At 75.1% G+C, this 18,874-nt stretch carries 22 protein-coding genes, 1 tRNA gene and 1 riboswitch; of the genes, 18 read left to right on the top strand and 5 right to left on the bottom strand.

The features are described from left to right. Positions 1-72 precede the first annotated feature (72 nt). The 12 genes from BJP59_RS08415 (at position 73) to BJP59_RS08360 (ending at position 8,688) form a co-directional block, all read left to right on the top strand. A complete protein-coding gene (locus tag BJP59_RS08415) occupies positions 73-717 on the top strand; it encodes a GntR family transcriptional regulator (protein ID WP_086150464.1) in 645 nt (214 codons plus the stop codon). Beyond that, on the top strand, positions 714-2,066 hold the full coding sequence (locus tag BJP59_RS08410; RefSeq protein WP_228485345.1) for an MFS transporter: 1,353 nt from the start codon (positions 714-716) through the stop codon (positions 2,064-2,066). The genes BJP59_RS08415 and BJP59_RS08410 overlap by 4 nt, the downstream gene beginning before the upstream one ends. Positions 2,067-2,123: 57 nt before the next feature. Continuing rightward, positions 2,124-2,197 (top strand) — tRNA-Pro (locus tag BJP59_RS08405). A gap of 96 nt (positions 2,198-2,293) precedes the next feature. Next, a complete protein-coding gene (locus BJP59_RS08400) occupies positions 2,294-2,707 on the top strand; it encodes a DUF6153 family protein (protein ID WP_194522702.1) in 414 nt (137 codons plus the stop codon). A gap of 93 nt (positions 2,708-2,800) precedes the next feature. After that, the gene (locus BJP59_RS08395) at positions 2,801-3,430 is read left to right on the top strand and encodes a DUF305 domain-containing protein (RefSeq protein ID WP_194522701.1); all 630 of its coding nucleotides are present in this window, start codon (positions 2,801-2,803) and stop codon (positions 3,428-3,430) included. Positions 3,431-3,512: 82 nt separating this feature from the next. After that, positions 3,513-4,454: a F510_1955 family glycosylhydrolase gene (locus BJP59_RS08390; RefSeq protein WP_194522700.1), complete on the top strand. Its 942-nt coding sequence runs from the start codon at positions 3,513-3,515 to the stop codon at positions 4,452-4,454. 74 nt (positions 4,455-4,528) lie between these two features. Beyond that, a riboswitch (cyclic di-AMP (ydaO/yuaA leader) is annotated at positions 4,529-4,687 on the top strand. Next, entirely contained in the window at positions 4,687-5,487 is an 801-nt protein-coding gene (locus BJP59_RS08385) for a C40 family peptidase (protein ID WP_194522699.1), read from the top strand. Its footprint overlaps the riboswitch before it by 1 nt. Before the next feature lie 199 nt (positions 5,488-5,686). Then, positions 5,687-6,130, top strand: a complete 444-nt coding sequence (locus tag BJP59_RS08380) for a hypothetical protein (RefSeq protein WP_228485344.1) — start codon at positions 5,687-5,689, stop codon at positions 6,128-6,130. Positions 6,131-6,154: 24 nt separating this feature from the next. After that, the gene (locus tag BJP59_RS08375; protein WP_076404816.1) at positions 6,155-6,859 is read left to right on the top strand and encodes a histidine phosphatase family protein; all 705 of its coding nucleotides are present in this window, start codon (positions 6,155-6,157) and stop codon (positions 6,857-6,859) included. A gap of 64 nt (positions 6,860-6,923) precedes the next feature. Then, positions 6,924-7,472 carry a DUF3090 domain-containing protein gene (locus BJP59_RS08370; protein ID WP_163187561.1) on the top strand — a complete coding sequence of 183 codons (549 nt, stop codon included), beginning with the start codon at positions 6,924-6,926 and terminating at the stop codon, positions 7,470-7,472. Next, entirely contained in the window at positions 7,469-8,245 is a 777-nt protein-coding gene (locus BJP59_RS08365) for an SCO1664 family protein (RefSeq protein WP_194522698.1), read from the top strand. Before BJP59_RS08370 ends, BJP59_RS08365 begins: the two co-directional genes overlap by 4 nt. 77 nt (positions 8,246-8,322) lie before the next feature. Continuing rightward, positions 8,323-8,688, top strand: a complete 366-nt coding sequence (locus BJP59_RS08360) for a nuclear transport factor 2 family protein (protein WP_194522697.1) — start codon at positions 8,323-8,325, stop codon at positions 8,686-8,688. A gap of 85 nt (positions 8,689-8,773) precedes the next feature. On the opposite strand, the gene BJP59_RS08355 is transcribed toward BJP59_RS08360, so the two are convergent. After that, positions 8,774-9,538, bottom strand: coding sequence for an SDR family oxidoreductase (locus BJP59_RS08355; RefSeq protein WP_194522696.1), 765 nt, complete (start codon positions 9,536-9,538; stop codon positions 8,774-8,776). 100 nt (positions 9,539-9,638) lie between these two features. On the opposite strand from BJP59_RS08355, the gene BJP59_RS08350 reads away from it, so the two are divergent. Next, a complete protein-coding gene (locus tag BJP59_RS08350) occupies positions 9,639-10,502 on the top strand; it encodes a helix-turn-helix transcriptional regulator (RefSeq protein WP_194522695.1) in 864 nt (287 codons plus the stop codon). A 4-nt stretch (positions 10,503-10,506) separates the two neighbouring features. Here the strand turns inward: BJP59_RS08350 and BJP59_RS08345 are convergent, their stop codons facing one another. After that, positions 10,507-10,884, bottom strand: coding sequence for a VOC family protein (locus BJP59_RS08345; protein WP_194522694.1), 378 nt, complete (start codon positions 10,882-10,884; stop codon positions 10,507-10,509). Positions 10,885-10,980: 96 nt separating this feature from the next. On the opposite strand from BJP59_RS08345, the gene BJP59_RS08340 reads away from it, so the two are divergent. Next, positions 10,981-12,240: an AI-2E family transporter gene (locus BJP59_RS08340; RefSeq protein ID WP_194522693.1), complete on the top strand. Its 1,260-nt coding sequence runs from the start codon at positions 10,981-10,983 to the stop codon at positions 12,238-12,240. Between the two features lie 19 nt (positions 12,241-12,259). On the opposite strand, the gene BJP59_RS08335 is transcribed toward BJP59_RS08340, so the two are convergent. Next, complete coding sequence (locus tag BJP59_RS08335) at positions 12,260-12,637, bottom strand: hypothetical protein (protein ID WP_194522692.1); 378 nt, start codon at positions 12,635-12,637, stop codon at positions 12,260-12,262. 102 nt (positions 12,638-12,739) lie between these two features. Here BJP59_RS08335 and BJP59_RS08330 point away from each other — a divergent pair, with 102 nt between their 5' ends. Then, positions 12,740-13,345, top strand: a complete 606-nt coding sequence (locus BJP59_RS08330; protein ID WP_194522691.1) for a DUF4334 domain-containing protein — start codon at positions 12,740-12,742, stop codon at positions 13,343-13,345. Here the strand turns inward: BJP59_RS08330 and BJP59_RS08325 are convergent. Further along, positions 13,309-14,502 carry an NAD(P)/FAD-dependent oxidoreductase gene (locus tag BJP59_RS08325; protein ID WP_194522690.1) on the bottom strand — a complete coding sequence of 398 codons (1,194 nt, stop codon included), beginning with the start codon at positions 14,500-14,502 and terminating at the stop codon, positions 13,309-13,311. The two genes, BJP59_RS08330 and BJP59_RS08325, sit on opposite strands and share 37 nt — an antisense overlap. Before the next feature lie 196 nt (positions 14,503-14,698). Between BJP59_RS08325 and BJP59_RS08320 the strand changes: the two genes are divergently transcribed. Continuing rightward, positions 14,699-15,508, top strand: a complete 810-nt coding sequence (locus tag BJP59_RS08320; protein ID WP_194522689.1) for an SDR family NAD(P)-dependent oxidoreductase — start codon at positions 14,699-14,701, stop codon at positions 15,506-15,508. 3 nt (positions 15,509-15,511) lie between these two features. Here BJP59_RS08320 and BJP59_RS08315 read toward each other — a convergent pair whose 3' ends face one another. Further along, positions 15,512-16,630, bottom strand: coding sequence for a helix-turn-helix transcriptional regulator (locus BJP59_RS08315; RefSeq protein ID WP_194522688.1), 1,119 nt, complete (start codon positions 16,628-16,630; stop codon positions 15,512-15,514). 135 nt (positions 16,631-16,765) lie between these two features. Here BJP59_RS08315 and BJP59_RS08310 point away from each other — a divergent pair, with 135 nt between their 5' ends. Both BJP59_RS08310 and BJP59_RS08305 read left to right on the top strand, forming a co-directional pair. After that, entirely contained in the window at positions 16,766-17,182 is a 417-nt protein-coding gene (locus tag BJP59_RS08310) for a VOC family protein (RefSeq protein WP_194522687.1), read from the top strand. 172 nt (positions 17,183-17,354) lie between these two features. Then, a complete protein-coding gene (locus tag BJP59_RS08305) occupies positions 17,355-18,836 on the top strand; it encodes a trypsin-like serine peptidase (RefSeq protein WP_194522686.1) in 1,482 nt (493 codons plus the stop codon). The last annotated feature ends 38 nt before the right edge of the window (positions 18,837-18,874 follow it).

The raw sequence follows: 18,874 nt of genomic DNA, 5'->3' as shown, positions 1-18,874 counted from the left end.
TGTGTCGAACCGCACGGCCCCGGAGAGCGGTTGCGGTCGATGTCGTGCACACGATAGATGCATCATGTATCTATGCCACGCACCACCAGCGCTTCTGCCACGGAACAGGCGTACCGGCACGTGAAGTCCATCGTCCTCGACGGGAGGCTGCCCGGCGGGTCCATGACGAGCGAGGGCGAGATCGCCGAACAGCTCGGCGTGAGCCGCACGCCGGTCCGGGAGGCGTTCCTGCGCCTGGAGGCCGAGGGCCTGCTCCGGCTCTACCCGAAGCGCGGCGCGCTCGTCGTGCCGGTCGCGCCCGGCGAGGCCGACGACGTCCTCGACGCCCGCCTGCTCGTCGAGACGCACGCCGCCCAGTCCGTCGTCCGCCTGCCCGACACCGAGCTCGCCACCCTCGTCGCGCTCCTGCGCGACCTCGTCACGGCTCAGGAGGCCGCCGTCGCTGACGGGGACGTCGCGGAGTACGCGACGCTCGACGCGCGGTTCCACCAGGAGATCGTCGCGGCCGGGGGCAACGCGCTGCTCACCACGTTCTTCGTGAGCCTGCGCGAGCGTCAGCAACGGATGGTCGCGCACAGCGTCCGGTGGGACCCGGGCCGTGCGACGACGTTCGTCGCCGGGCACCGTGCGCTCGTCGACGCGCTCGAGGTGCGCGACACCCGCACCTACAAGCGCCGCGTCCAGCGCCACCTCGAGGACGCGAGGGCCGGCCTGTGAGCGCGGCTGCCTCGGACCCCACGAGCGAGGCCTCCGCGCCGGGGGCGAGCGCCGCCGTCGGACCGCGGGCGTGGCTCGCCGTCGCGGCGGTGATGTTCGCCGTCGCGTGGGGCGGCAACGAGTTCACGCCCCTGCTCGTCATGTACCGGGAGGTCGGGCACTTCTCCGCGGTGACCGTCGACGCGCTGCTCGCCGCCTACGTGCTCGGGATCGTCCCCGCGCTCCTGCTCGGCGGGCCGCTCTCCGACCGGTACGGGCGCCGCCCGCTGCTCCTGCCCGCGGCGCCGATCGCGCTGGCCGGGTCGCTCGTGCTCGCGGCGGGGGAGTCGTCCGCCGCGCTGCTCGCGACAGGGCGCGTCCTGTGCGGCGTCGCGCTGGGCCTCGTCATGGCCGTCGGCACCACCTGGGTCAAGGAGCTCAGCGACGCGACCGCCCGTGCGTCCGGCGTGCCCGACGGCGGCTCCGGCGCCCGCCGCGCCGGCCTCGCCCTCACGCTGGGCTTCCTCGTCGGGGCCGGCGTCGCGGCGGTGCTCGCGCAGTGGGCGCCGTGGCCCACGCACACCGCCTACCTGCTGCACGCGGCGCTCGCCGTCGCGACCGGCGTCTGGCTGCTGGGCGTCCCGGAGACGCGCGTCGTGCCCGACGGCGGGACCAGGGGCCGGCTGCGCGACGACCTGCGCGTGCCGGCGGTCGCGCACCGGCGGTTCCTGCGCGTCGTCGTGCCCGTGGCGCCCTGGGTGTTCGGGTGCGCCGGCAGCGCCTACGCCGTGCTGCCCGGCCTCGTGTCCGCCAGCGCGGGCAGCGCGCCCATCGCGTTCTCCGGGCTCATGACCGTGCTCGGCCTCGGCTGCGGGGTCGGCATCCAGGTGCTCGGCCGCCTCATCGACACCCGGCACAGCGCGCGGGCGTCCGTCGTGGCGATGTCCATCGTCGTCGTCGGCATGGGCTTCGGCGCCTACGCCTCAGCGCGGCTCGACCTCCCGACGGCGCTCGTCGCCGCCATGGTCCTCGGGGCCGGCTACGGGCTCGCACTCGTCGCCGGGCTCAGCGAGATCCAGCGCATCGCGACGCCCGACGACCTCGCCGGCCTGACGGCCGTCTACTACTCGCTCACGTACATCGGTTTCTGCGTACCCGTGGCGCTCGCCGCGCTGTCCGTGCGGTGGACGTACGCGCAGATGTTCCTCGGCGGCCTGGTCATCGCCGCGGTCTGCCTGGTGATCGTGGCGAGCGCGTGGCGCGCGCACCTGCCGACGGGGGAGCGGGACGCCGCAGCGACCTCCGGCGAGACCGACCGCACAGCCCCGACCGGGGCAAACGGTGCGCTGGAGGCGTCACGGATGGGGTAGAGTATCCGAGGCTTCACGGGGTCCGATCCGGTCGGATCTGGCTCGGTGATCCAGCCACGGGCTGTGGCGCAGCTTGGTAGCGCACTTGACTGGGGGTCAAGGGGTCGCAGGTTCAAATCCTGTCAGCCCGACACACGAAGAGGGACCGGCACCTGCCGGTCCCTCTTCTCGTCGTGCCGTGACCGGACGCGATGGCCGCTTGCTATGGTGGCGGCGACATGCACCTCATGGCCGCACTCCGTTCGCTGCTCGCCGGGCGCCGGCGAGGGCTTTCGGGTGCCCTGCTGATCGCTGCGCTGCTCCTGGGCGTCGTGACGATGCACGCGATGAGCGGGTCGTCGACGGCCCACGTCGGGCCTGCGGCGGTCATCGCCGAGACGAGCCACCCTACGAACACTCCGGTGGCCGACGACGGCCCCGGGCACCACGAGCAGGGCGGCTGCCTCGACTGCGGCGGGCACGAGATGGCGTCGGCCATGTGCCTCATGGTGCTGGTCGTGCTGCTCGCCCTCGTGCGCCCCGGGCGCGGCCTCCTGGCACGCCTCACCCCCGTCTGGTCCCGCCTCGTCGAACCGGGGCGCGCTCAGCCCTTCGTCGGCCTCGCGCCGTCGCTGCACCTTCTCGGCATCTCTCGGACGTAGGAGCCGCACGCCGTCGACGCGCCCTGCGTCGACCGATACGCCCCGCACCGGGGCGCGTGTGGTTCCTGAGTACCGAGACGAGAGGTCTGTCCCATGAAGTTCAAGAGTGTGCTGGTGCCGGCGATCGCGCTGGTGACCGTCGCGAGCCTGGCGGCGTGCTCGACCGACGACGAGCCCGGGAGCGGGGCGGCGCCGTCGTCCGTCACGACCGGGGCCGAGGAGCAGGACGGCACGGCGGAGGGCGGCACGTTCAACGACCAGGACGTGATGTTCGCCCAGATGATGATCCCGCACCACGAGCAGGCGATCGAGATGTCCGACGTCATCCTGGCCAAGGAGGGCGTCGACCCTGAGGTCACGGACCTGGCGAACCAGATCAAGGACGCCCAGGGTCCGGAGATCGAGCAGCTGACCACGTGGCTCGAGGAGTGGGGCTCCCCGATGGAGGAGTCCGGCGCGATGGACCACGAGGCGATGGGCCACGGGTCCATGGACGGGATGATGAGCGAGGAGGACATGCAGGCCCTGGACGCCGCGCAGGGCGCGGAGGCGGGGCAGCTGTTCCTCGAGCAGATGATCGTCCACCACGAGGGTGCCGTCGAGATGGCGCAGACCCAGGTCGACGAGGGCGAGAACGCGGACGCGGTCGCGATGGCGCAGGAGATCGTCGAGACCCAGCAGACCGAGATCTCCACCATGGAAGACCTGCTCGCGTCGAGCTGATCCCGCCCCGCGGGGCGTGCGCGCTGTCGCACGCGTCTGACGTGCGCGCGCCCCGCGGGCCCAGGCCGAAGGACCTCACACCGTGCTCAACCCTGCCCTCACGAGGCGGGTGACCGGGTGGGCCGCAGCGGGATCCGTGCTGCTGCTGGCCGCCTGCACCCCGACTCCACCACCGACACCCGACGCGACGACGCTCGCGTCCCAGGGCCTGCCCGACTTCGGGCACGTGCACGACGTCCAGGTCGTGGGCGACGACCACTCCGTCCTCATCGCCACCCACACCGGGGTCTGGACCCTCGGCGACCCGTTCGAGGACGACCCCGGGCCGGTCGAGCGGGTCGGCACGGGCCGCCAGGACACGATGGGCATGACCCTCGCCGTCGACGGCACCGTGTACGCCTCGGGCCACCCTGCGCCCGGGGAGCAGCCGGAGCTCGAGAAGCCCAACCTCGGGCTGATCCGCAGCACCGACGGCGCCGCGACGTGGGATCCCGTCTCCCTCACCGGGGAGGTCGACTTCCACGCCCTGAGCACCGCGAGCACCGGCGACGGCACCGTCCGCGTCGTCGGGCTGGACTCGGGGACCTCGACCGTGCTGGTCAGCGACGACTCGGGCGAGACGTGGTCGCGGGGCGCGACCGTGGAGGCCCGCGACCTGCACCTCCTGGACGCGGACCCGGACACGGTCGTCGCGACCACGCCCACCGGTCTGCAGCTCAGCCGCGACGGCGGCCGGAGCTTCGCCCCCGACCGGGCGGCGCCCGCCCTCGTGCTCGTCGACGACGAGCGGGGCGGAGCGCTGATCGGGCTCGATGCCAGGGGGGTCGTCTGGACCGGCACGCCCGGTACCGAGAGCTGGGACAGCCACGGCACCGCGCCCGAGGGCGTGCAGGCCATGACCTACGTGCCCGACGACAGCCCTGGCAACCAGCCGTGGATCCTCGTCGCCACGGAGACCGGCCTGTTCACCAGCCGCGACCTCGGTGCGAGCTGGGACGCGGCGCTCGGCGCCGACCGCGGGTGAGACGTCGCCCGCAGCCTCATGCTCCTCGCGGAACGGTCCGCGAGGGATCCCGGAGGGTGCCGAGCCCTGTCAGCTCCGGGAGCACGCCATCGACCACCACGACAGCGGCGGGGGAACCTCACGCGAGCACCGCGGTGCTCTGGGGTGAAGCCGGGCCGCAACCACCGGTCCGACCGGGTCACTCTCCGACCCGAACCCGACAGCTCACCCCGTAGGCACGAAGGAGACCACCATGAACGCAAGAAACCCGGGACGCCACCGTGCGTCCCACCGACCGATCACGCCGCTGACCTCGATAGCCCGCACGGCGCAGGAGGGGACGGCGAACGCCGCCCGTAAGGGTGTCCTCCTGGCCGCCGGGTCGGGGCTGCTGGTCTCGGGGTTCGCGGCACCTGCCAGCGCCGCGCCGAGCACGGAGCCCCAGGCCGTGTCCGGGGTCGATCTCAGCGCGCTGACCGAGCAGGCCCGCCAGGCGCTCAGCGCCGCACCGGCGGTGACCGTCTCGGCCGACGCGTCGTTCGCGATCGAGCAGGCACCGGTGACAGTCACCCCCGCACCGGAGCCGGAGCCGGAGCCGGAACCCGAGCCGGAGCCGGAACGCCAGGAGCATCCGTCCCGCAGCGAGGAACGGACGAGCACCTCGGCGGAGCAGGGTGCCACGGAGGAGGCCTCGGCTCCCGTCGCGGTGCCGTCGTCGGCGGCGGGCTCGGCCGTGGTCAGCATCGCGGCGCGCTACCTCGGCGTGCCGTACCTCTGGGGCGGGACGACCCCGGACGGGTTCGACTGCTCCGGCTTCACGTCCTACGTCTACGCCCAGGTCGGCATCGACCTGCCCCGGACCTCGTCGCAGCAGCGGTACGCGGGGACGGTGATCTCCCGAGACCATGCGCAACCCGGTGACCTGATCTGGAGCCCGGGGCACATCGGCATCTACGTCGGGGACAACCAGCAGATCGAGGCTCCGTCGCCGGGCAAGACCGTCCGGTACGGGGAGATCTGGCAGTCCAACCCCACCTTCATCCGGGTGGGCTGACCGCAGGAGGGCCCCACCCGGCGGGTGGGGCCCTCCCTCGGCCGATATACCCTTGTGGGGTATGGCTCGCGGGCGTCGGTCCCGTCGGCACGACAGGAAGAAGGACAGGCATGGCGTCCCGGGGACATCGCGGCGAGCACGGACCGACGGCGGTCCGCCACCAGGCCCGCCACCAGGTGCGGCACCAGGGCATCGACGCGTGACGGCGACGACCTCGACCGACGAGACGACCCCCACCGACGAGCGGGGACGTCGTCCCCGCCCAGGGCGCACGGTGCCCGGCATCACGGCGTGCGGGCTGTGCGCGGGGGAGACGCTGGCCGCGACCGACACCCGTCCGGGCGGGCAGCTCGAGCGTCTGCGCCGGATCGCCGAGAGCGGGGACGCGCGCCTGACGGTCGTGGACTGCCTCGACGCGTGCGAGCGCGGGGACGTCGTCGTGGTGCGGCCGGTGCCCGCCGCGCGTGCCGCCGGCCCCGCCTGGTTCGAGCAGCTGGCGGGCGACGAGCTCACCGCCGCCCTGCACTCGTGGATCCGCGCGGGCGGGCCGGGCCTGGCGCCCCTGCCCGACCAGCTGGCCCCGCGGGTGATCTCGACCCAGGCCGAGGTACCACCGCCCCCGGACGTCGCCGCCGCGGGCTGAGCGTCGGTCACCTACGCTCGGGGCATGCCGACCGTCCTGCTCGTCCGTCATGGCCGCACCACCGCGAACGCGAGCGGCATCCTCGCCGGGCGGGCCGACGGCGTCGCGCTGGACGCCGTCGGGCGCGACCAGGCGGCCCGGGCGGCCGAGCGCGTCGCGGGCGTGCCGCTCGCGCGGGTCGTCACCAGCCCGCTGGAGCGGTGCCGGCAGACCGCGCGAGCCCTGCTCGATCACCAGGCGGACGACCCGGAGTCGTTGACCGAGCACGGGATCACCGAGTGCGACTACGGGCAGTGGCAGGGGCGTGCGCTGAAGGACCTCGCCCAGGAGCCGCTGTGGTCGGTCGTGCAGGCGCAGCCGTCGGCGGCCGTCTTCCCGGGCGGCGAGTCGATGGCCGCGATGCAGGCCCGGGGCGTCGAGGCGGTCCGGCGGCACGACGCTGAGGTCGCCGCCCGCCACGGTGCGGACGCGGTGTGGGCGGCGGTCTCGCACGGCGACGTCATCAAGTCCGTGCTCGCCGACGCGCTCGGGGTGCACCTGGACCTCTTCCAGCGCATCGTCGTCGGCCCGGCGTCGATCTCCGTCGTCCGGTACGGGCCGCACCGCCCGGAGGTCGTCGCCATGAACACCGACGCGGGCGACCTCTCCTGGCTGCGCAGCGCCGCGCCTGCCGGTGACGCGCCGGTGGGCGGGGGCGCCGGGCCGGGCCAGGCCGACGCCGCGCGGTAGCCGGGCCGACGTCCGACCCGTGGCCGTCCCGTGCGGACGGGCCGTGCGCTCGTAGAGTGAGGTCATGCCCACTCTCGTCCACGAGTACGACTGGCCGGACCGCGTCGTCGTGGGGACCGTCGGGTCGCCCGGCTCCCGCACGTTCTACCTGCAGGCGCGCGAAGGCACGCGGACGACGAGCGTGGCGCTCGAGAAGGAGCAGTCCGCGGTCCTGGCGGACACGATCCAGCGCCTGCTGGACGAGCTCATGGAGGAGCCCGACAACCGGTACAGCGTCCCCGCCGACGTCCCGGCCGAGCTCGTCGACGACGACCCCCTGGACCTCCCGGTCGAGGAGGAGTTCCGCACGGGCGCGATGCGCCTGACCTGGGACCCGCGCACGGCGCAGGTCATCGTCGAGGCGTTCCCGCTCGTGGACGACGACGACCTCGATCCCGAGGCGGACGAGCCGGAGCCCGCCGAGTCGCTCCTCGTCAAGATGCCCGTGGGGACGGCCCGCGCGTTCGCGCAGCGCACGCGCGCCGTCGTGAGCGCGGGCCGCCCCCCGTGCCCGCTGTGCGGCCGGCCGGTCGACCCCGACGGGCACGAGTGCGCGCTGCCCGGCGAGGCGTGACGACCCCGCACGACGACGCCTTCACCGAGGCGCCGCTCGACGTCGTCGGGCGGATCCGTGTCGCGTCGAACGCGACGTTCCTCGCGCGGCTGGGCGACGTCTCGGTCGTGTACAAGCCGGTCGCGGGCGAGAAGCCGCTGTGGGACTTCCCGGACGGCACGCTCGCGGGCCGCGAGGTCGCCGCGTACCTCGTCTCGGAGGTGTTCGGCGGGGGAGTCGTGCCGCGCACGTGGCTCCGCGACGGGCCGCTCGGCCCGGGCATGGTGCAGCTCTGGCAGAACGTCGACGCGGCGCAGTCGCCGGTCGACGTCGTGCCCACCGACGAGGTGCCGCGTGACGGCGTGCGGACGGTGCTGGAGGGCGTCGACGAGGACGACCGCCCGGTGAGCGTCGTGCACGAGGACTCGCCGGCGCTGCGGCGCATTGCGGTGCTCGACGCCGTCGTCAACAACGCCGACCGCAAGGGCGGGCACGTGCTGCCGCTGGCGGACGGGCGGCGCCTCGGCGTCGACCACGGCGTCACCTTCCACGTCGAGCCCAAGCTCCGCACCGTGCTCTGGGGCTGGCTCGGCGAGCCCCTCGCCGACGACGAGCTCGCGGGCGTCGAGCGCGTGCGCGCGGGCCTCGACGGCGACCTCGCCCACCGCCTGCGCGGTCTCCTCGCGCCCGACGAGGTGGCCGCCCTCGCGGAGCGCTGCGACCGGCTGCTGCGCACGGCACGGTTCCCCGCACCGGAGGGCGACATGCCCGCCGTCCCGTGGCCGCTCTTCTGACGCGTCGCCGCCGCTGACCCGTCGACGGCGCCGCGCCCGACGGCCGCCCGTGCCGACCCCGTGCATAGACTCGCGCGATGAGCCTTCTTGCCGCCGAGCACGCTCTCCAGGCCGCCCAGCGCGCGGGCGACGTCGCCGCGCTCCACGCCCTGCTGCACCCGCGGTGCGTCGGCGCCGGTCCGGACGGGTCGGTCTTCTCCAAGGAGGACGACCTCGCGAGCCACCGCTCGGGCGCGCTGCGGATCACGCGGCTCGAGGAGGAGTCGCTCGTCGTCCAGGAGGACGGCCCGAGCGGGACGACCCGGCTCGTCGCCGCCGTGGACGCGGTCCAGGACGGGGCCGCGCTGTCCGCGCGCCTGGTCTACACGCGTCTGTGGGTGCGTGCGGACGGCGCGTGGCAGGTCCTGGCCGCGACCCTCGCCCCGGCCCCCGAGCCTGCCTGACCGAGCCCCCTGCGCCGACCCCGCCCGACCGAAGCCCCCTGTGCCGAGCCCGCCCGACCGCGGCGGCCGCACCGGCCCGGCCGGCTCAGCGACCGTGCGGGTCGGACGCGTTGAGGGTGCGCACGACGTCGTCGTAGTCGCCGCGCGCCTCGCCGTACCGGAGGAATTTCACGCGCTCCACGAGGATCTCGTGCGCGTCGGGCTGCGCGCGCAGCAGGTCGACGACCTCGGTGACGAACTCGTCCAGCGGCATGGCGATCGCGCTCTCGCGCTGACCCGGCATGAGATCCGTCGCCACGGACGGCGGGACGAGCTCGACGACGTCGACGCTCGTGTCGGCGAGCTGGAGCCGCAGCGCCTCGCTGAGCATGTGGATCGCGGCCTTCGAGGCGTCGTACGTCGGCGTGGCCGCGAGCGGCGCGAACGCCAGCCCGGACGACACGGTGACGATCGTCGCGCGCGGCCGGGTCTGCAGGTGCTCGACGAACGCGCCGACGAGCCGGATCGGGCCGAGCACGTTGGTCGTGACGATCTGCTCCGCGATGTCGAGGAAGCCCTCGGGGTGGTGCCAGTCCTCGGTGCGCATGATCCCGGCCATGGTGACGAGCGTGTCGAGGTCGGGGTGGCGGTCGAGGACCTCCTTCGCGGCCGTGGCGATGCTCTCGGGGTCCGTGGTGTCGATGCGTACGGTGTCGAGGCCGGGGTGCTCGACGGCGATCCGCTCCAGGAGGTCGGTGCGGCGCCCGCCGACGACGACGGTGCTGCCCTGCTCGTGCAGCGCGACCGCGAGCGCCAGCCCGATGCCGCTCGTCGCGCCGGGGATGAAGACGGTGCTGCTCGTGATGTCCATGCCTCGATCCTGGGCGCCGTGCGCGCGGCGCGGCAGAGTCCGCTGGACGGGGGACCGGCGATCCCTGGCACGGGCGCCGCGCACCCCGGACCATGGGCGCATGGACCGCGCCGCGCTCGCCGACTTCCTCCGCCGTCGCCGGGAGGCGCTGCAGCCGGGCGACGTGGGGCTCCCGGCCGGGCTGCGCCGTCGGGCACCGGGCCTGCGCCGCGAGGAGGTGGCGCAGCTCGCGCTCATGTCGACGGACTACTACACGCGCCTCGAGCAGCAGCGCGGGCCGCAGCCGAGCACGCAGATGCTCGCGTCGATCGCGCGAGCCCTGCGCCTGTCCGACGACGAGCGCGACTACCTCTACCGGGTCGCCGGGCACGGGGTGCCCGACCGGGCGACCGATCCCGGGCGCGTGGCTCCCGCGCTGCAGCGGGTGCTCGACCGCCTGGACGACACCCCGGCGCTGATCCTCGACCCGCTCGCGCAGACGCTCGCGCAGAACGACCTGGCGCGCGCGCTCTACGGCGACGCGTCGGCGTACGCGGGGTGGGACCGCAGCGAGATCTACCGGTGGTTCGCCCACCCGGCGACGGCGCGGGCGATCTACCCGGCGGACGACCGGGACCGGCAGGGCCGCGCGCTCGTCGCGAGCCTGCGCTCGGCCGTGGCGGTGCTGGGCGCGTCGTCGCGCGCGGGCGAGCTCGTGCGGGTGCTGTCGCGCACGAGCCCGGAGTTCGTCGCGCTGTGGGACCGGCAGGAGGTGGCGCGCCGCTTCGTGGACCACAAGACGCTCGTGCACCCGGTGGTGGGGGAGATCGAGGTGGACTGCCAGGCGCTCACCACGGAGGACCAGCTCCAGGTGCTCCTCGTGCTCACGGCGGCGCCGGGCACGGAGGCGGCGGACCGGATCCGGCTGCTCGGGGTCGTGGGCACGCAGGACCTCGCCGTGCCGTCACCCCCGCAGCCCTCCTGACGGCTCAGGGTTCGAGGCGCCGGCGCAGCAGGCAGAACACGTTCCCCTCGGGGTCGGCGAGGACGTGCCACGGCTCGTCGCCCGTCTGGCCGACGTCGGCGGGCCGCGCGCCGAGGGCGAGGAGCCGCTCGAGCTCGGCGTCCTGGTCGCGGTCGGTGGGGTTGACGTCGAGGTGCAGCGGGAGCTTGCCGGAGCGTGGGTCGGTGCTCGGGCTGAGGATGAGGGTCGGCTGCGGGCCGCCGAACCCGACGTCAGCAGGGCCGATCTCGATCGACCCGTCCTCGCGGTCGAGCTCGACGTAGCCGAGGACGTCGCACCAGAACCGGGCGAGCAGCTCCGGGTCGGTGCAGTCGAGGACCAGCTCGCTGATGCGGGACGCCATGCCTGCACCCTACGGGGCGCCCGGTCCCGGCACCCGGCGGGTGACGCCCGATCGTGGCACCCTGGCCGTCACACGTGCGGCGAGAGAGGGAGCGGGATGGGTCTGGGCAGACGGCGGTCGGGCAAGCGGGCGGACGAGCGCGCCGAGGAGGCTCCCGCCGCGGAGCGGGTCGCCGTCGCGGAGCGTACCCCTGCCGGGGAGACGGACACCGCCGCGAACCGGGCCGACGTCGTCGAGCCCGCGCGCCCGGCGGGAGCGTCCGCGCTCTGGTCGGACGGACTCGGTCGCGCGGGCACGCGCTCGGTGCAGGTGCTCGCCCTGGTCGCCCTCGTCGCCGTCGCGGTGTTCGCGGTGACGCGGCTGACGCTCATCGTCATCCCGGTCCTCATCGCGCTCGTGCTCGCCGCGGCGATCTCGCCTCTCGTCGGGCTGCTCCGGCGCAAGGGCGTGCCGTCGTTCCTCGCGACGGTCGTCGCGCTGCTCGCGCTCGTCGTCGTGCTCGGCGTGGTGGTGTGGCTCGTCGCGGCGGCGGTCGTCAAGCAGTGGCCGGAGCTGCGCGACCAGGCCGTCGAGGGCTTCGACGAGCTCCAGACCTACGTGCAGAACCTGCCGTTCGACATCACCGAGGAGCAGATCGCGTCGGTGCGCGACTCGCTCGTCGGCCTGCTCCAGTCCGACGCGGTCGGCGCCGGGGCGCTCGCGGGCGCCTCCCAGACGGTCGACTTCGTCGCCGGGTTCTTCGTGATGATCGTCGTGCTGTTCTTCTTCCTCAAGGACGGCCCGGCGATCTGGGAGTTCCTGCTGCGGCCGTTCGAGGGCGCCCGGTACGCGCGCGGGCAGCGCATCGGCGAGACGACGGTCCGCACGCTCGGTGGCTACGTGCGCGGGACGGCGATCGTCGCCGCGGTCGACGCCGTCGCGATCGGCATCGGCCTCGCGATCGTCGGGGTGCCGCTCGTCCTCCCGCTGTCCGTGCTCGTGTTCCTGCTCGCGTTCATCCCGCTCGTGGGGGCCACGCTCGCGGGCGTCCTGTGCGCGCTCGTCGCGCTCGTCGCCGTCGGGCCGGTCGAGGCGCTCATCGTGGTCGCGATCGTCATCGCGGTGAACCAGCTCGAGGGCGACCTGCTCCAGCCCGTCGTCATGGGCCGCACGCTGCGCCTCCACCCGCTCGTCATCCTCGTCGCCCTCACCGCGGGCACCGTGCTCGCGGGCCTCACGGGCGCCGTGCTCGCCGTGCCCATCGCGGCGTCCATCTGGCGCGCGATCCAGGTCTGGGACGGCCCCGACCTGCCCGCGCGGTTCGCGCGACAGAAGCGGCACGAGACCGTGGACGGCGCGCCGGCGTCGTCGTCCTGACGGCGGGCGCTGGGCGGGCTCACGCCCTGGCGGTCCCCGCGCGCGCCCAGAGGGCGGCGAACTCCGCCGCGTCGATCGGGTGGACGTCGCCGGTCCCGGCGAGGTCGTCGTCGCCGAACGGCTGGTCCGTGAGGAACCCCGCGTCGTCCTCGACGACCTCGTCGTACGCGTACCGGCGCCAGGACCCGTCCTCCAGTCCCACGACCTGTCGGACGGCGACCACCTCGCCCGCGAGCGGCACGCACGCCCACGCATAGGCCCGCCCGTCGAGCTCGCGCCCGCTCGCGAGGTACCACCAGCGGTCCGCGTGGTCGGCCGCGCGACGGAGCGTCGCGACGCTCCGGGCGAGCGCGTGCGCCGCGGCGTCCTGGTCGGTCTCGATGTCGCCGCGCTGCACGGGGACCAGTGTGTCACCGCGGGGGCGGTACGACGGGCGTCGTCCCGCGCCGCGCGCGAGGATCGGGACGACGGTCCCGCCCGGACGACCGAGGAGCGACGCATGGCCGACCCTGACGCCCCGCAGCAGGTGCGCGCGCCGTCCGGCACGCTCGACGACCTCGCGCGCGGCACGACGACGGCCGGGGCGCTCGCGTTCTTCGACGGCCTCGCGCCCGTCGACGGCGAGTCGCTCCCGGGGCTCTGGTGGGGGTCGGGGCTGCCGACGGGGCACATGCTCGACGGCGCGCTCGAGGCGCTGGGCTGGGCGGGCAAGCGGTTCGAGCCCGGCGGCGACGCGCACCCCCTCCTGTTCGACGGCGCGGGCGGCGGCCTCGTGGACGTCAACCCCGCGTTTCTGCCGCTCCCGCTCGTGCTGCGGGCGGCCCCGGCGCTGCGCCGCCCGCCGGTCGCCCGGCTGCTCCGGGCGCTCCTGCCGCTCACCCGGACGCGTGCGCCCCGGGCGCGGGTGCGCGCCGTCGTGCACCGGGGCGTGGTGACCGCGGCGATGACCTACGACGCGCTCCCGGTCGAGGACGCGCTGCGCGCCGTCGACGACGACACGCTCGTCGGGTGCATGGAGGCGCGCGGCATGGGCCGCCCGTTCTTCTTCGTGCTGCGGCGTGCCGCGGGTCAGGACACCTTGCCCTGGAGCAGCCGCCGCCAGTAGATCGTGGGCTGCAGGTAGCGGTCGAACAGCAGCAGGCTGCGGCGCGGGCGCGCGAGGTCGACGACGCCGAAGCCCGGGTCGGGCCGCCGGTCCCGGTCGAACTCCGCGAGGAGGAGCCGGTCGCGCGACGTCGTGACGGGCGCGACCGAGTAGCCGTCGTAGCGCTGCATCGGGGTGCCGCGCCGTCGGGCCTGGATGTTGCGCGCCACGACGGGCACCTGCCGGCGCAGGGCGCCGCCCGACGGCATCGCGTCGACCGCCGCGACGTCGCCGAGCCCCCAGACGCGCGGGTGCGCGACGTGCTGGAGCGTCTCGGGGTCCACCGCGACGAATCCGTCGCTCTCCGAGGTCGCGAGCCCGCTCGCGGCGACCCACGCCGGAGCGCGGTGCGGCGGTGCGACGTAGAGCGCGTCGTAGGAGACCTCGTCGGTCCCGTGCGGCCCGCGGAGCCGGACGGTGCGGTGGGTCGCGTCGACGGACACGAGCGACGTCGCGGTGCGCACCCGCACGCCGTAGCGCCGGGCGGCGGCGCGCAGCGCGGGCTCCGCGCGCGGGTCGTCGACGAGGCGCGGCGACTCGACCGCGAGCTCGATCCGGATCGCGTCGAGGACGCCGGTGCGGCGCCAGTGGTCGGCGGCGACGAACAGCGGCTTGAGGCCCACGGGGAAGCACGGCACGTGCCGCGCCGAGATCGCGAACACCACCGTGCCGGAGGTGAGCGACGACAGCAGCTCCCACGTCTTCGGCGCGAGGTCGGGCAGGTAGCTCGTCGCGGCGGACGGCGTGCCCATCGCCTGCTCGGCGCCGGGCACCGCGTCCCAGTCGACCTCCGACCCCGGGCAGACCGCGAGGTCCCCGTAGCCGAGGGTGCGCCCGCCCGCGAGGTGCACGAGCGAGCGCTCGGGGTCGACGCCGACGACGCGGTCGGGGTAGACGCGCACGCCGTCGGGCACGACGTCCTCCTGCGGCCTGGTGAGGTCGTCGAGGGTCGCCATGCCCGACGCGACGTAGGAGAGCAGCGGCCGGTACTGGTGCGTGGTCCGCGGGTCGACAACGGCGACGTCGGGGCAGCCGTCGCGGCGCAGGCGCCCGGCGAGCGAGAGCCCGGCGTTGCCGCCGCCGAGGACGAGCACGTCGTGGCGTGCCGGTGCGGTCATGGCGGGTCCGATCTGCCGGGGGCGGGTCGCTCCACGCTACGGCGGGGGCCGCCCGCACGCCCTGTCAGCCGGATGCAACCAGGGGGTTGCGCTGAACCTCGGCGAAGTGCAACCCTGAGGTTGCATCATGAGCGCCGGTCGCGGGTCGCGCCGGCGGGGTCGAGACCCGTTCGACGGGACGCACCGGGAGGGCGACATGACCAGACTGCTGGAGGACAGGGTCGCCGTGGTCTACGGCGGCGGAGGCGCGATCGGCGGGGCCGTGGCCCGGACCTTCGCGCGGGAGGGCGCGCGCGTCTTCCTCGCGGGCCGCACGCAGGACCACCTCGATGCCGTCGCGCGCGACATCGCCGCGGCGGGCGGTCGTGCTGAGACGGCGCGGCTCGACGTGCTCGACGAGCGGGCGGTCGAGGCCCACGCCGCGGCCGTCGCCGCGGCCGCGGGCGGGATCGACGTCGTGCTCGACGCGGTGAGCGTCCCCCACGACCAGGGCACCCTGCTCGGGGACCTCTCGTTCGAGGAGTTCTGGCGCCCGGTCGAGGGTTTCCTGCGCGGCCTGTTCCTCACGAGCCGGGCCGTGGCCCCCTACCTCGCGCGCGACCGGCCCGGCGTGCTCCTCACCCTGTCCGAGCCGGGCGCGCGGCTCGTCGTACCGGGCATCCTCGGGCACGGCGTGAGCGCCGCGGGCAAGGAGACGCTCACCCGGCTCCTCGCGGCGGAGCTCGCCCCGGCCGGCGTGCGCGTCGTCGGGCTGCGGCCCCACGCGGTCGTCGACGGGCCGGCCCACGGCTCGTACACGCGCGAGCTGTTCGCGCCCGCCGCGGCCGCGGCCGGGCAGACCGTCCAGGAGCTGCTCGACGACGGCCCCCTCGCCGCGGGGACGCTGCGGGGACGGCTCCCGACCGTCCAGGAGGTGGCCGACGCCGCCGCCTTTCTCGCGTCCGACCGCGCCGCGGCGATGACGGGGACTATCGTCAACCTCACCGGTGGCGCCGTGCCCGACTGACCGTCACGACGCGGCGACCGCGCCGAGGCGCCGGGCGACGGCGCCGCACGCGGCGACGAGCTCGGCCGGGCCCGCGGCGAGCACGTCGGCGTCGAAGGCCGCGACGCGCGCCGCGAGCGCCACCCACGACCACGACCCGAGCCGGACCCGGCAGCGCTCCGGGCCCGCGGCCTCGACCGCGTCGTCCTCGACGAACGGTGCGACCACGCGCGCCGGGGCGGCGAGCTCGACCCAGCCCTCGCACGGCCACCCCGGAGCCGGGGTCCCCGGGGCCCGCGCCGCCCCCGAGCCGCGGGGCGCCGCGCTACCGGCGTCCCGGAGGGTCTGCGGACCTGCGCCCGGGTCGGTGCTCGGGAGAGCGCCGACGAAGCGCGCGGCGACGAACGCGGCGACGTCCCCGCCCGGCACCTCGCGTGCCGCGAACCGCGGTCCCGTCGGGGTGCGCGGCGTCATCCGATCGAGCCGGAAGGTCCGCCAGTCGTCGCGGTCGAGGTCCCACGCGACCGCGTACCAGCAGCCGCCCCGCACGACGACGTGGTGCACCTCCGCGCGGCGCGGCGGCAGGGCGGTGCGCGGGTCGTCGGGGAGCGCGGTGCCGGGTGGGGCGTCGGGCGGCGTTCCCGGCGCCGCGGGCGCGTAGTCGAAGCGCAGCACCTCCCGGCGGCGGGCCGCCGCGCTCACGGCGAGCAGGACGTCGAGGTCGACCTGCGCGGCGGGGTGCCCGGGTGCCGCGGCGACGGTCGTGACGTCCACCGCGTCGACGCGGTGCCGCAGCCGCGCGGGGAGCACCTGCCGCACGGTCGTGAGCGCGCGGACGGCGGCCTCCGCGAGGTCGTCGCCGACGCCGCTCGCGGTGATCGTGCGCAGCGCGACCGTGAGGGCCACGACCTGCTCGTCGTCGAGCAGCAACGGCGGGAGCTCGGCGCCCGCGTCGAGACGGTAGCCGCCCACGCGTCCCCGCGTCGCGACGACGTGGTAGCCCATCTCGCGCAGCCGGTCGACGTCGCGCCGCACCGTGCGGGCGTCGACGCCGAGGCGCGCGGCGAGCTCGGGCCCCGTGCGGTCCGGGCGCGCCTGGAGCAGCGCGAGCAGCAGGAGGGTGCGGCGCGACGTCTCGGTCATGGCTCCATGCTCCCGAAGAATGCGGACACCATCCGTCCTGATGGAGCGCGAGAGTCGTGGGGTGCGCACGGGTCGTCGGCCCGGCGCACGGCCCCCGGCGACCGTCGCGGGCCACGAGCCTCCCGAGGAGAGCCCATGTCCGTCCAGACCACCCCGCACCTCAACTTCCGCGGCGACGCCCGTGCCGCGCTCGAGCTCTACCGGTCCGTGTTCGGGGGCGAGCTCGTCGTCACGACGTACGGCGACCTCGGCCAGACGGCCGACCCGGCGGCCGCCGACCTCGTCGTCTGGGGCCAGGTCAGCGCGCCGAGCGGGTTCCGCGTCATGGCCTACGACGTCCCCGCCGACCGGCCGTGGAGCCCGGGCGAGGCGCCGTTCTTCGTGTCCGTGCGCGGCGACGACGTCGAGGAGGTCCGCGGCTACTGGGACGCGCTCGTCGACGGCTCGACCGTCGTCGCGCCGCTCGCGTCGTCCGACTGGGCGCCCGCGTACGGCATGCTCACCGACCGCTTCGGCGTGACCTGGGTCCTGGACGTCGCAGCGCCCCGCTGACCTGACACCTCCTGCACCGCCGAAGTACCTACCGGCGAGCACGGGACGGGCGACCGGATCTCCCCGGATCCGGTCGCCGGTCCCGTGCTCGGGCGCGAGAAAGGCACGGTGTACGTGCCGGGGCGCAGGGGCCTCCCTCCAGGTGCAGGGGGACCGAACCGAGGGGGAACCCATGCCCGGAAGCAAGAAGTCGGCACCGCGGAAGCCGAGCCGGCGCGAGGTGCCGCAGACGCCCGACACCGTCGACGCGCTCTACCCGCCGCTGCCCGAACGCATCCCGTTGACGCTCGAGTCCATCGCGGGCGACGAGCCCACGTACGCGGAGATGCTCGAGTCCATCTGCGGCGCGACCGACGACTCCCAGCCCGTCGAGCAGTACGACGGCACGCTCGGCGTCACGCGCGCGTACGTGGACGCCCACCAGAAGCAGGCCGTGCAGGTCCAGTGGAACGCGGGGCTCGGCGGCGTCTTCACCAACCCCGGCAACGTCGACGGCGTGCGCTGGGGGAGCGGGACCCTGATCGCGCCCGACCTCGTCCTCACGTGCGGCCACCTGTTCGACCAGAGCGCCGACGGCTGGGTCCTGCCCCGGCAGAACGGGTCGATGCAGGTCCTCACGCCGCAGCAGATCGCGACGAGCATGCACATCAACGTGCTCTTCCAGGTGGACCCGTCCGGCGTCCTGCGCACCGAGCAGAGCTTCCCGATCGTCGCGCTCGTGGAGTACCGGCTCGGCGGCCTCGACATGGCCGTCGTGCGTGTGGGCGGCACCCCGGGGAACACCTACGGGTTCACGGCCGTGGCCACGGCCAACCCGACGGTGGGCGACATGCTGGCGATCATCGGCCACCCCGCCGGGATGCCCAAGCGCGTCGAAGCGGGCCCGGCGACGGTCGTCACGACGAACCAGATCCGGTACGACGACATCGACACGCTCGGCGGCAACTCCGGGTCCGGGATCCTCGGACCCGCGGGCGAACTCGTCGGCGTCCACACGAACGGCGGCTGCAACGCGGCCGGGACCGGGTCGAACTTCGGCACGGCGATCGCGGGCATCCGTGCCGTGTCGCCGACGCTCCAGGCCCTGCCCCACGGGGCACGCACCGCGACCGCCGACGACGGTTTCACGTCCCTCGCGCAGGACGTCATCGCGACCGTCAAGGCCGCCGACCAGGTCGGCACGCTCCTGGGCGCCGACACCGCGCGCGCCGTCGACGTGCTGACGATCCGGCAGGCCGACTCGCACACGGTCGCCGACCAGATCGGGACGTCGTTCCTCCGGGACCACGGCGGGACGCCGCGCGCCCTCGACTCGGTCTTCCAGGGCGACACCCGCTTCGCCGCGGACAACCCCGTCGGCACCGGGATCGCGGGCGACGTCGGCTCCGGACCCGGCGACACGCTCCAGGAGGGGATCTTCGACCCCGGCGACGTCTTCGACCCCGTGGTCAACCCCGCGATCGGGCGGCTCGTGCAGGCCGGCGTGCTCGCCGGGGCGCGGCCGTTCGTCCAGGGCGCGGAGTCGCTCGTGGACGAGGACGGTCCGGGCGAGGCGGACGACGTCGTCGGCGCCCTCGTCGAGGCCGTCGCCGAGGCGCGCGCGACCCTCGAGGCCGTCGAAGCGACGCTCGCCACCCTCCAGGCCGGGCAGTGACCCGGGCGACCTCGCCCACGGACCGGACCGGGAGCCCG

It is taken from the genome of Cellulosimicrobium sp. JZ28, assembly GCF_015327065.1.
In the GTDB taxonomy this organism is placed as follows: Bacteria; Actinomycetota; Actinomycetes; order Actinomycetales; family Cellulomonadaceae; genus Cellulosimicrobium; species Cellulosimicrobium funkei.
Note: the sequence above shows the minus strand (reverse complement) of the source record. Positions and strands in the feature narration are given on the sequence as shown.